Origin of the sequence: Butyrivibrio sp. FCS006 (genome assembly GCF_000424525.1) — a bacterium.
Classification (GTDB): Bacteria; Bacillota; Clostridia; order Lachnospirales; family Lachnospiraceae; genus Butyrivibrio.
On record NZ_AUKB01000014.1, the window covers coordinates 147,152 to 159,118 of the forward strand.

General features: G+C 45.0%; 10 protein-coding genes. 2 read left to right on the plus strand and 8 right to left on the minus strand.

Annotated elements, in window-relative coordinates; translation table 11 throughout:
* Nucleotides 1–2: 2 nt before the first annotated feature.
* Genes G633_RS0106775 through G633_RS0106795 form a run of 5 tightly spaced genes read right to left on the minus strand, consistent with a single transcriptional unit; the run spans nt 3 to nt 4,389 of the window.
* Nucleotides 3–485, minus strand: coding sequence for a deoxycytidylate deaminase (locus tag G633_RS0106775; protein ID WP_022770749.1), 483 nt, complete (start codon nt 483–485; stop codon nt 3–5).
* 34 nt (nt 486–519) lie between these two features.
* On the minus strand, nt 520–1,149 hold the full coding sequence (gene upp, locus G633_RS0106780) for a uracil phosphoribosyltransferase (protein WP_026519470.1): 630 nt from the start codon (nt 1,147–1,149) through the stop codon (nt 520–522).
* A gap of 23 nt (nt 1,150–1,172) precedes the next feature.
* Nucleotides 1,173–1,601: a ribose 5-phosphate isomerase B gene (gene rpiB / locus G633_RS0106785; protein ID WP_022770747.1), complete on the minus strand. Its 429-nt coding sequence runs from the start codon at nt 1,599–1,601 to the stop codon at nt 1,173–1,175.
* 20 nt (nt 1,602–1,621) lie between these two features.
* Nucleotides 1,622–2,680, minus strand: coding sequence for an L-threonylcarbamoyladenylate synthase (locus G633_RS0106790; RefSeq protein ID WP_026519471.1), 1,059 nt, complete (start codon nt 2,678–2,680; stop codon nt 1,622–1,624).
* A gap of 8 nt (nt 2,681–2,688) precedes the next feature.
* Nucleotides 2,689–4,389 (minus strand): glycosyl hydrolase family 18 protein, encoded by a 1,701-nt coding sequence (locus G633_RS0106795; protein WP_026519472.1) that lies wholly within the window; start codon nt 4,387–4,389, stop codon nt 2,689–2,691.
* Between the two features lie 689 nt (nt 4,390–5,078).
* Between G633_RS0106795 and G633_RS0106800 the strand changes: the two genes are divergently transcribed.
* Entirely contained in the window at nt 5,079–5,876 is a 798-nt protein-coding gene (locus tag G633_RS0106800; protein WP_022770744.1) for an adaptor protein MecA, read from the plus strand.
* Nucleotides 5,877–5,955: 79 nt separating this feature from the next.
* Here G633_RS0106800 and nifJ read toward each other — a convergent pair whose 3' ends face one another.
* Nucleotides 5,956–9,486: a pyruvate:ferredoxin (flavodoxin) oxidoreductase gene (gene nifJ / locus G633_RS0106805; RefSeq protein ID WP_026519473.1), complete on the minus strand. Its 3,531-nt coding sequence runs from the start codon at nt 9,484–9,486 to the stop codon at nt 5,956–5,958.
* Nucleotides 9,487–9,870: 384 nt separating this feature from the next.
* Between nifJ and G633_RS0106810 the strand changes: the two genes are divergently transcribed.
* The gene (locus tag G633_RS0106810) at nt 9,871–10,041 is read left to right on the plus strand and encodes a DUF362 domain-containing protein (protein ID WP_022766260.1); all 171 of its coding nucleotides are present in this window, start codon (nt 9,871–9,873) and stop codon (nt 10,039–10,041) included.
* Between the two features lie 134 nt (nt 10,042–10,175).
* Here the strand turns inward: G633_RS0106810 and dnaB are convergent, their stop codons facing one another.
* On the minus strand, nt 10,176–11,519 hold the full coding sequence (dnaB, locus tag G633_RS0106815; protein ID WP_022770742.1) for a replicative DNA helicase: 1,344 nt from the start codon (nt 11,517–11,519) through the stop codon (nt 10,176–10,178).
* Nucleotide 11,520: 1 nt separating this feature from the next.
* On the minus strand, nt 11,521–11,967 hold the full coding sequence (gene rplI / locus G633_RS0106820; protein ID WP_022770741.1) for a 50S ribosomal protein L9: 447 nt from the start codon (nt 11,965–11,967) through the stop codon (nt 11,521–11,523).

Here is an 11,967-nt window from a genome sequence, read left to right on the forward strand (position 1 = left end):
TGTCAGATAGTGATCTTGATGGCCCTTCCGCTTCTTGTGTACTGATAATATCTCACACCGGCAGCGTCGAACATCTTCTTGGATGCCCTTGTTGACGGTGTCTGGCTGTATTTGTCATCGTCATATACAACCGTTTTAATGCCGGACTGTATTATAGCCTTGGCACATTCATTACACGGGAAAAGAGATACATAAATCTTGGCACCCACAAGACTTCCGCCGCGGTAGTTTAAGATGGCGTTAAGCTCGCTGTGGGTAACGTACGGATACTTGGTGCAAAGCTCATCATCGCTTTCTCTGTCCCATGGAAACTCCTCATCAGAACAGCCCTTGGGAAAGCCGTTATATCCCATGGAAAGGATGTTGTTATCTTCGCTTACAATGCAGCTTCCAACCTGAGTGTTAGGGTCCTTGGAACGCATGGCTGCAAGCTTTGCAACACCCATGAAATATTCATCCCAGGAAATGTAGTCTTCACGCTTCATATGATCTCCCCCCATATTTGCTACAATCCTACTATTATTTTGTTCCGAAAATTCTGTCTCCTGCATCTCCAAGACCCGGAACGATGTATCCATGCTCGTTAAGATGCTCGTCAAGCGCTCCAACGTAAATGTCTACATCAGGATGTGCTTCCTGCATAGCCTTAAGTCCCTCAGGAGCTGCGATGATGCACATGAAGTGGATGTGCTTGCATCCTCTGTCCTTGAGCATCTGGATAGCTGCTACTGATGATCCGCCTGTTGCCAGCATAGGGTCAACTACGAAGATCTCTCTCTCGGAAACATCTGCAGGCATCTTGCAGTAGTACTCTACAGGCTTTAAGGTCTCGGGATCTCTGTAAAGACCGATGTGACCAACCTTGGCTGTAGGAATAAGTGTAAGCATTCCGTCTACCATACCAAGTCCTGCACGAAGGATAGGAACTACGCAGAGCTTTCTGCCCTTAAGCTCCTTAACTGTTGTCCTGCAGATAGGAGTCTCTACCTCTACATCCTGAAGCTTAAGATCTCTTGTTGCCTCATAGCAGATCAGCATAGCGATCTCGCTGATGGTCTCTCTGAAATCTCTTGTTCCTGTTGTTGTTCTTCTGATAAATCCAATCTTGTGCTGGATCAAAGGATGATCCATAATTACTACTTTGCTCATACGCATCCTCCTGATTAAAATTATTATTTTTCTATCTTGGATATTCTTCTTGCATGCTTCTCAAGGCCCGAAAAAGGAGTATCCAGGAAAACATCTACGATCTCATTACCAAGGAGCTCGCCTGTCATTCCGCCGCCCATGGCAAGAACGTTGGCATCGTTGTGCTCTCTTGTAAGTCTTGCTGTTGTTGTCTCGCTGCAAAGAGCGCATCTGATTCCGGGAACCTTGTTGGCTACGATTGAGATTCCGATACCCGTTGTGCAGATAACGATTCCCTTCTCGCACTCGCCTGAAGCTACAGCCTCTGCTGCTGCCCTTCCGAAGTCAGGATAGTCGCAGGAATTCTTGTCATAAGTTCCGAAATCCTTGACCTCAAACCCTCTCTCAGTAAGGTGCTTCTTAACTGATTCCTTAAGATCAAATCCGCCGTGATCACTTGCAATAGCTATCATTTCTCTCTTCTTCCTTCCACTTATAGTATTATAACATTATGGCCTGCGGCCTTCAAAAGCCTATTCATTATTGCCTGGCCGATTCCGCTCTCGTCAAAAGACTCTGAGAACATGATATCAATATTCTCATCATCAAATTCCCTGAGGACCTTAAAGAGCTCGTGGGCGATGGTAGCTTCGTCTTCTCTGTTGCCTACACTCTTAATGACGTCTGCGCTGTAGAGAGTACTGGTTGCGTCTGTTCCGATGATGCCGACTCTCTTGCCCTCTGCCATAGCCTCTTTTGCCTTGGCATTTATATAGTCCACTACTTCCTCCTGGCTCCCCTGAACTATTGTAAGGCTTCCCTTTGGAGCGTAGTGTCTGTATTTCATTCCGGGAGCCTTGGGCTTCTCTGTCGAAGCTGCATCTATAATGGTCCTGTCAATTGTAACTTCTCCCAACACCTCTTTTAACATATCCTGAGTGATGTACCCGGGGCGAAGTATCATGGGCTCCTCTGATGTGAGATCCACAATGGTTGACTCAAGACCTATGCCAACCTGGCCACCGTCGATGATCATCTCAATCTTACCTGAGAGATCTTCTACGCAGTATCTAGCGAGGGTGGGACTTGGACGTCCTGATGTATTTGCACTGGGTGCTGCGATATATCCACCGGACTGTCTTATAAGCTCAAGGGCAATCTCATTGTTTGGCATACGGATTGCTACAGTATCAAGGCCTCCTGTGGTCTCGTGGGGGACCTTCTCGTTCTTGTTCATTATCATGGTAATGGGTCCGGGCCAATAGGCCTCTGCCAGCTTGTAAGCTGCCTCTGGCACCTCATCCACTATTGCCTCCACATCTTCCATGGTCGCCACGTGGACTATCAGGGGGTTGTCGGAAGGTCTTCCCTTAGCTGCGTAGATCTTCTTTGAAGACTCGGGATTTAAGGCATCTCCGCCAAGACCATAAACCGTCTCGGTGGGGAAAGCAACAAGCCCGCCTTCTTTTATTATATCTCCGGCCTTTCTCAAGATCTCTTTTGCCGCAGCATCAATATTGTGTTCGTCTATCTTATAAAGCTCTGTATTCATAATTCTTATCAGCCACCTACATATGAAGCGATGAGATCCCATACTTCAGGGGATTCCATGCCAAGTGACCACTCTGCGATTCCTGCGATATTGTTGGCTCTCATGGAGTCGATCTTCTGTCCGAGACTTGTCTCATCTTCCATCCAAATCTGAACCAGGGTTCCGTCCTGTGTGTATTCGCCGTAGTTCTGTCCTGCCTCTGCATTCCACTGCATATCGATGTTGTGGTTTGCAATGAATTCCTTGGCAGTCTTCATGGCAACAGCTTCGCTTGAAACCTTGCCGTCTGTGGTGCGCCAGATTCTGGTGTAGAAAGGAACTGCGTTGATGACCTTCTCGGCCGGTACATCCTCAAGAGTCTTGATAATACCGTTCTCTACATATTTAAGAGACGCAACGGAACCTGCCTCCTGAGATCCGCCGTAGTGCTCATCATATCCCATGATGATAACATAATCAGCGAAAATCCCTTGTTCCTCAAGATCATAGTGATCGTTGAAATTCATAGGTACATAGTTATCTACTGAGAAAACAAGCCCTGCCTTTCTGCAGGCGATGGACAGCTCTCTCATGAACTGAACAAAGGACTGACCATCCTCTGTTGCAATAAGCTCAAAGTCAAGGTTGATGCCGTCTGCTCCGACTGCCTGTGTCTCCTCAACCGCCTTGCTGATGATGGCTGCTCTGCTGGATGCATGTGATAAGAACTCGTGTGATGAAACCTCGCTTCCTCCTGTGAAGTTATCAAGAAGCACCCACACATCAATGCCCTTGTCATGGGCAGTGTTGACATAAGAAGATGTCGCAAAGCTTCTGATCGTTCCATCATTATCTGTTACTGCAAGCCATGTTGGGCAAAGAACATTGAGGCTCTTAACGTTTGATAAAACATCAGTTATGGTATCATTACCTGCTACGCCTCCGATGTTATGGAAGCCCAGGTTGACCATGCCATCCTTGGAGATTCCTGTAAATTCAGGCTCTACATAATCCTCAACAGGGATAGGGCTCTTTGTGGTCTTATCCTTAAGTCTCTTGTTCTCGACATAACCGATGAAGGACTCTGCGCTCTTAACCTTGGTCCAGTTCTCAAGCTCCTCGAGAACGATTACCTGATCACCCTTTTTCACTTCCTCAAGGACTTCACTCTTTACTCCGCCTCTTAAGCGAATCTGAGTGTTCTTGGAGATGGTAGCAACCTCTTCATCCTCCCAGCTTGTGGTGAGCTGTAAGTGATTTGGGTTATCAAAACCTTCATAATAGAAGTTTGCGTATTTCTTTACATAATCAAGAGCAATATAGAGAGTCTCTCCCTCGAGCCTTGAGATAACATAGCTCTCTTCAGAGCTTCCTCCATCGCTGTCGGACCAGGCGCTTGTGCCGATGACATTTGTAATAACCGCTGTGGGTGTTGTGTAGAGAAGTGTTCCATCCTCTACTCCGTAATAAAATCTGTCGTTGAGATACTTCTGAACAGAAGCAAAATCCATGTAGTAGTAGCCGTCAAAGAGCTTAGCGTGCTCTTCAATCTTCTCATTGCCTAAAATAATCGGAACGTCATTATCTCCCTCTACTCCGAAATAGGCCTCAAGATCAGCCTTCTCTGTGCTGTAGGAGTACTTCTTGAGCATCTCCTGACCCACGTAAATACCTGCAAAAATAAAAATAAGGACGATTATAATAATCGCCGGAAGTATCTTTTTCTTCATATCCTAGCTCCTTTACAATCGCCCTATATTATAACAGACTATTAAGTTTACGTCATTAATGAAAGTACTCCTATCCTGTTAACAATCTATGTTAAAACTGCCTTAGTGTGCATGGTGGGGTCCATTTTGTAAAGGTTGATTGTTATTATGGATTTTCCTTTCGCCATTCGGATACCAGATTCCCAAAAGGCAATACACGTGATAAATTCCTCAAGTGAACAGTTCAGATACCCGTTTTTGATGTTGACATATTTTAATATTTAGAAGCGCCCAACCACAAATCCTTCCGCTACATATTTTGACTCGTACAAAATATGGTATAATTTAAGTAGAAATAAAAGATTTTGTTTGTCTGAATTTTGTTTGTTGTTTGTTCTTAGGGGAATCATATTTGAAACTACTAAGACATCTTACCGCATTGGTAAGAAAAAAGAAAAATAGAAGTTTAAAATTTCCCTATCACGCCTCCTTTCCGGACTTAAGTCTCGCAGGAGCGCCTCACAAGAAACAATGATAACAGCAAAATCTTAAGATTTACCGTCGAAATTTCTTAAGATTTTTTGTAGAATTCTTAAGATTTTATGTAGATGGTAGGTTTTTACCATGAAAATGACGATATACCTATTGACATAGTATATTTAAGCACTTAATATCTATGTATTCCAAAGTCAGGAGAGGAGGTATGCATCATGAAGATTGAAAAAGTAAACGATCACCAGATCAGATGTACACTTACCAGAGATGACCTTGCGAAGAGAGACCTCAAGATTACTGAGCTTGCATATGGAACGGACAAGGCAAAAGAGCTTTTCCAGGACATGATGCAGCAGGCAAATATAGAGTTTGGATTTGACGCCGAAGATACTCCACTTATGATCGAGGCCATTCCCATCAACTCAGAATGTATTGTCCTTATAATAACCAAGGTAGAGGATCCGGATGAACTTGATACCAGGTTCTCCAATTTCGCTCCTTCCGTTCATGAAGAGGACGAGGATGAGGACGATGAGGATGAAGACTACGAGTATGACGAGGAAGAAGAGGATGATGAAGAGGATGTGATGAGTCTTTTCAAGAGACTTCAGCACAGCAACATGAGCGACTTCATCGATACTCCTTTCGGATCACAGTCAGATTCCAAGAAGGTCAAAGAGAAAACATCCGGACCTAAGAAAAAGGGTGTTCCAAGCAGAAAGGGATCAAGAATCTTCTCATTCAATTCCCTTCACGAGGTTACTAAATTCGCAGCAATAGTTAATCGCAAGTTCTGTGGAGTAAATACTCTCTACAAGAACGAAGCAAAAGGTAAGTACTACCTGATACTTCATCAGGGTGACATAGACAGTGCAGTATTTGCAAACATCTGCTCTCTTCTTACCGAGTACGGTCAGACAGAGATTGGCAATACAGCAGATGAGCACTATCTGGCTGAGCACTTCACTGTAGTTATCAAGGATAACGCAGTGCAGACTCTTTCAAAAATTTAACGATGTATATAAAAAAGCCCCATGGCCATCGGCCATGGGGCTTTTATTATATCTGTTTAACTCTCAGATGATCGAAAGATCAATCTTTTCCGTAAAGAGCAACCAGCTTCTCAAGATAAGCTCTGTGCTCCTTAGCGTGCTCTGCAGCAGCTGCATTGAGCTTAGCAGCTCTCTCAGGATTCTTGAGCTTAAGTGAAAGGTATCTAACCTCACCATCAAGGAAGCTCTGGAAGTCCTCTGTAGCAGGCTTGGAATCAAGTGTGAACTTGTTCTCTGCCTGAGGATTGAATCTGAACATATCCCAGTATCCTGTAGCTACAGCCTTCTTCTCCTCATCCATAACCTTGTTCATGCCGGCCTTAAGACCCTGGTTGATACAAGGAGCATAAGCGATGATAAGTGAAGGTCCCGGATAAGCCTCTGCCTCTTTGATTGCGTTGATGGTCTGCTGCATGTTAGCACCCATAGCGATCTGTGCAACATATACATAACCATAGCTCATTGCGATAGAAGCAAGATCCTTCTGCTTGATCTCTTTTCCGCCTGCAGCGAACTGTGCAACAGCACCTGTAGGTGTAGCCTTAGATGACTGTCCGCCTGTATTTGAGTAAACCTCAGTGTTTACAACGAGTACGTTTACATCCTTACCGGAAGCAAGTACGTGATCGAGACCACCGAATCCGATATCGAATGCCCATCCGTCACCACCGAAGATCCACTGTGACTTCTTAGCTGCAAAGTCTTTGTTCTTAAGAACGTACTTAGCTGCGTCTGAGTTATCGCCTGCAAGAGCCTCAACAAGAGCATCTGTAGCAGCGAAGTTCTCAGCACCGTTTGAGAATGTATCGAGCCACTTCTGAGCAGCATCCTTAGCAGCGCCGCCTGCAGCAACGATCTCCTCAACCTTCTCCTTGATTGCATCACGGAGAGCGTTCTGAGCGAGTACCATACCCATACCAAACTCAGCATTATCCTCGAACAGTGAGTTATCCCATGCAGGACCCTGTCCCTTAGCATTTACTGTGTAAGGTGTTGAAGGTGAAGAGTTACCCCAGATTGATGTACATCCTGTAGCGTTTGCAACGTACATTCTCTCACCAAATAGCTGAGTAACAAGTTTAACGTAAGGTGTCTCACCACAACCAGCACATGCGCCTGAGAACTCAAGGAGAGGCTGCTTGAACTGTGAGCCTCTGATAGATGTCTCTTTAAGCTTCTCAACAACTTCATCCTTGATAGGAAGAGTTACTGCATAATCGAAGTAAACCTGCTCGTCCTTGTTGTCTGCAATAGCACCCATCTTAAGGGTCTCACCCTGCTTGTTTCCAAGACATACATTTGCGCAAGATCCGCAACCTGTACAATCAAGAGCAGAGATAACAACTGAGAACTTGTATCCTGGAACGCCGTTAAGGTCCTTGGTCTCAAGACCTGCAGGAGCCTTAGCAACTTCGTCGTCTGTAAGAGCAACTGTACGGATTGCAGCGTGAGGACATACGAGTGAGCAGAAGCCACACTGTACGCACTTCTCAGCATTCCACTTAGGAACATTTACTGCAATACCTCTCTTCTCGTATGCAGCTGATCCTGAAGGTGTATCACCTGCAACGTAAGGAAGAACCTCTGAAACCTTAAGAGTGTTACCTTCCTGAGCGTTAACCTTTGACTGGATGTTGTTAACGAAGTCGATAACATCCTTTCTTGATCCTTCTGCCTTCTTGAACTCAAGACCCTCATCCTGTGCATTAGCCCATGACTCAGGAATCTCTACCTTGATAAGGTTCTTAGGATCTGCACCGGCATCGATAGCATCCCAGTTCTTCTTAACAACATCTTCACCCTTACGGCCGTATGTCTTCTGAGCAGCGTCCTTCATGAACTTGATAGCGTCTTCCTCAGGAATGATCTTTGTGATATTGAAGAATGCTGACTGAAGAATTGTGTTAATTCTTGTAGGTCCCATTCCAACCTCAACACCGATCTTAGAACCGTTCATGATGTAGAAGTTGATCTTGTGGTCATACATGAACTTCTTAACCTGGCCGGGGATCTCAGTCTCAAGCTGATCTACTGTCCAAGGGCAGTTAAGAAGGAATGATCCTCCATCAACAAGCTCCTGAACCATGTTGAACTTGCGGATGTATGAAGGATTGTGGCAAGCTACGAAGTCTGCCTTCTTGATGAGGTAAGTTGACTTGATAGGCTTCTTACCAAATCTAAGGTGAGACATTGTAACACCGCCTGACTTCTTAGAGTCATAATCGAAGTATGCCTGAGCATACATGTCTGTGTTATCACCAATGATCTTGATGGAGTTCTTGTTAGCACCAACAGTACCGTCAGCACCAAGACCCCAGAACTTGCAGTTTGTTGTTCCCTCAGGTGTTGTAACGAGAGGTGCACCGGCATCAAGTGAAAGATTTGTTACATCATCTTCGATACCGATTGTGAACTCTTCCTTAGTATCGTTGTTGAATACAGCAACGATCTGAGCAGGAGTTGTATCCTTTGAACCAAGGCCGTAACGTCCGCAGAATACAGGAACTGACTCAAACTTTGTTCCCTTAAGAGCTGCGATAACATCAAGAGCAAGAGGCTCACGGTATGAACCGGGCTCCTTAGTTCTGTCGAGAACTTCGATTCTCTTAACTGAATCAGGGATAGCATCAACAAGAGCCTTAGCTGAGAAAGGTCTGTAAAGTCTAACCTTTACAACACCAACCTTCTTGCCCTGCTTCTCAAGGTAATCGATTGTCTCTTCGATTGTATCGTTTACAGAACCCATAGCTACGATAACTACCTCTGCGTTAGGATCGCCGTAGTAGTTGAAGAGCTTGTAATCTGTACCAATCTTAGCATTAACCTTGTCCATGTACTTCTGAACAATTGCAGGAAGCTCGTTGTAACCTGTGTTACAAGCTTCTCTTGTCTGGAAGAAGATATCAGGGTTCTGAGCTGAGCCCATCTGACAAGGATGATTAGGATTGAGAGCGCCAGCCTTGAAAGCATCGATTGCTTCATGGTTAACCATCTCATCGAGATCCTTATAATCCCATACTTCGATCTTCTGAATCTCGTGTGAAGTACGGAATCCATCAAAGAAGTTAATAAAAGGAATTCTGCCTTCGATTGCTGCGCAGTAAGCAACAGGTGTTAAGTCCATAACCTCCTGTACACTAGAATCGCAGAGCATAGCAGCACCAGTCTGGCGGCAAGCATATACGTCAGAGTGATCACCGAAGATGTTAAGAGCGTGAGAAGCTACGCAACGAGCTGATACGTTGAATACGCCTGGAAGTCTCTCACCAGCTACCTTGTAGATATCAGGGATCATAAGAAGAAGTCCCTGAGAAGCTGTGTATGTAGATGTAAGAGCACCTACTACCAGTGATCCGTGTACAGCACCTGCTGCACCAGCCTCAGACTGCATCTCAGTAATCTGAACTGTACGGCCGAAAATGTTCTTCTTTCCGGCTGTTGCCCACTCATCTACATGCTCAGGCATAACAGATGATGGTGTGATTGGGTACATAGCGGCAACTTCAGTGAATGCATATGAAGCATATGCAGCAGCTTCGTTACCGTCCATGGTTTTCATGTTTCTTGCCATTTTAATTCCTCCTACCTTATTATATTGTGAGTTCTTGGCTTTTTACACAATTGTCAGTATACGACAATAAGTGTTGTAAAAACTTGATTAGAATCAAAAACGCGCAAAAACACCGTCCACACTCTTTTTCCTCCCATAGAAAACAGCTGTGTACGGATGAAATGCACGTATTCTGCCGTCTTCCATAGTACCATTTTTATAAAAGATTGTCAGCCAATTTATAATATTTTTATCAATTAATCTGATAAAAGTTTTCGTTATTGTTATTGATTAATCACTTTTTCTATATTATGATAAATAAGTAACAAAGGCAGGTATGGCTAAGCCGCTTTGTTATGCTACACATTAGTAGTAACTTTTTTATTTATGGAAGGAGAATTTATTATGGCATACGTTATTAGTGATGGTTGCATCAGCTGCGGATCATGCGCTGCTCAGTGCCCTGTTTCAGCTATTTCTCAGGGAGACACACAGTACGTTATCGACGCTGACACATGTATCGATTGCGGATCATGTGCTGCTCAGTGCCCTGTTTCAGCTATTTCTCAGGGTTGAGCCCAAGCAAAACAATAACAAAAGACGGTTGCCAAGTATACTTGGCATACCGTCTTTTTTTATTGTTTTATTTGGCGAAGCCAGATGAACGAGAAAATGCGTAGCATTTTCGAGTGCTTGGCTCAACCATGAACTTATCTACCCTTCTCCAGATTGGCAAACTTCGTGAACTGTGGAAGCCACATAAGTTCTACCGTTCCGATTGGGCCGTTTCTCTGCTTGGCGATAATGATGTCAGCAACGCCCTTCTTCTCGGTGTCTTTATTGTAGTAGTCATCTCTGTAGATAAACATTACCATATCCGCATCCTGCTCGATAGCTCCGGACTCACGAAGGTCTGAAAGCATGGGTCTGTGATCGGGTCTTTGCTCAACCGCACGGGATAGCTGTGAGAGTGCAACAACAGGAACGTTAAGTTCTCTGGCAAGTGCCTTAAGGGCACGTGAAATGTCTGAAATCTCCTGCTGTCTTGATTCAGAACTTCTTCCTGTTCCTCCTGTCATGAGCTGTAGGTAGTCGATCATGATTACCTGAAGGCCAAACTCCATCTTGTACTTTCTGCACTTTGAACGGAGCTCCTGGATCGAGATACCGGGAGTATCGTCGATGATAAGTCTGCTCTTTCCCACTACATCAGCGCTCTCGATGAGGTTCTCCCAGTCCATGTCTGACATGTTACCGGTACGGATGTGCTGTGAATCAACGTGGGACTCCATGGACAACAGACGGTTTACCAGCTGCTCCTTACTCATCTCGAGTGAGAAGATAGCAACACACTTATCGTCATGGAAAGCCATGTGCTCAGCGATGTTAAGAACAAAAGCCGTCTTACCCATTGAGGGTCTGGCTGCGATAAGTATAAGATCCGAAGGCTGGAAGCCTGCTGTGTCATAATCAAGATCAGTAAAGCCGGTGGCGTGACCCGTTACGTTTCCTGTGGTCTTGCTGGCTTTCTCTATTCTGTCCAGAGCGTTCATAACGATCTTGTCGATGGCAACGAACTCTCCGGTGTTTCTCTTTTGTGTTATCTGGAATACGCTCTTTTCAGCATCATTGAGGATCCCTTCCATGTCATCTGCATTGTTGTAGCAGTTGTTGATGGTATCTTCGCTGACGTGGATGAGCTTTCTGAGTGTGGACTTCTCAGCAACGATCTGAGCGTAGTACTTGACGTTGGCTGAGGTGGGAACGGCATCAACAAGGCTTGCCAGATACTCTGCGCTGCTGGTCTGCGCCGATACGTTCTTGTCCCTTAGTCTGTCCTGAAGTGTGACAACATCCACCACTCTTCCGTCAGCCTCGATCTCCTCCATGGTCTGGAACAGTATTCCAAGTTGTTTGTTATAGAAGTCATCTGCCGTTATTATCTCAGATGCTACGTGAATGGCTTCCCTGTCAAGAAGCATGGCGCCCACAACGGACTGCTCAGCTTCAAGGCTGTTTGGTGCCACTCTTTTCAGAATGGTCTCTTCCTGCATATTACTGTTCCTTTACCTGAACCTTCAAAGTGGTTGTAACCTGTGGATGAAGCTTAACGGGTATCTCATAGGTGCCGAAAGCCTTGATGGGCTCAGGCATCTGAAGTTTCTTCTTATCAATGTCAAATCCGAACTGCTGCTTGGCGGCTGTCACGATCTCTTTTGACGAAACAGAACCGAATACTCTTCCGCCTTCACCGGCCTTCATTGTAAGCTGAACTGTCTTCTCAGCAATCTTCTCACCGTAAGCCTTGGCTTCGTCAAGCTGCTGTTTGGCAACGATTGAATCCCTCTTCTGCTGGTTCTTGAGCTCGTTGAGGTTCTTCTGAGTAGCCTCTACTCCCAGCTTCTTGGGGATAAGCATATTCTTGGCGTATCCGTCGCTTACCTTAACGACTTCGCCCTTTTTTCCTAAACTCTTTACGTCCTCTAATAAAATAACCTGCAT

What these genes read in the sequence shown, in the direction of transcription:
- rplI (WP_022770741.1), bottom strand. Translation starts at nt 11,967, where the DNA reads ATGCAGGTTATTTTATTAGAGGACGTAAAGAGTTTAGGAAAAAAGGGC.
- G633_RS0106800 (WP_022770744.1), top strand. Translation starts at nt 5,079, where the DNA reads ATGAAGATTGAAAAAGTAAACGATCACCAGATCAGATGTACACTTACC.
- G633_RS0106790 (WP_026519471.1), bottom strand. Translation starts at nt 2,680, where the DNA reads ATGAATACAGAGCTTTATAAGATAGACGAACACAATATTGATGCTGCG.
- upp (WP_026519470.1), bottom strand. Translation starts at nt 1,149, where the DNA reads ATGAGCAAAGTAGTAATTATGGATCATCCTTTGATCCAGCACAAGATT.
- dnaB (WP_022770742.1), bottom strand. Translation starts at nt 11,519, where the DNA reads ATGCAGGAAGAGACCATTCTGAAAAGAGTGGCACCAAACAGCCTTGAA.
- G633_RS0106795 (WP_026519472.1), bottom strand. Translation starts at nt 4,389, where the DNA reads ATGAAGAAAAAGATACTTCCGGCGATTATTATAATCGTCCTTATTTTT.
- nifJ (WP_026519473.1), bottom strand. Translation starts at nt 9,486, where the DNA reads ATGGCAAGAAACATGAAAACCATGGACGGTAACGAAGCTGCTGCATAT.
- G633_RS0106775 (WP_022770749.1), bottom strand. Translation starts at nt 485, where the DNA reads ATGAAGCGTGAAGACTACATTTCCTGGGATGAATATTTCATGGGTGTT.
- rpiB (WP_022770747.1), bottom strand. Translation starts at nt 1,601, where the DNA reads ATGATAGCTATTGCAAGTGATCACGGCGGATTTGATCTTAAGGAATCA.
- G633_RS0106810 (WP_022766260.1), top strand. Translation starts at nt 9,871, where the DNA reads ATGGCATACGTTATTAGTGATGGTTGCATCAGCTGCGGATCATGCGCT.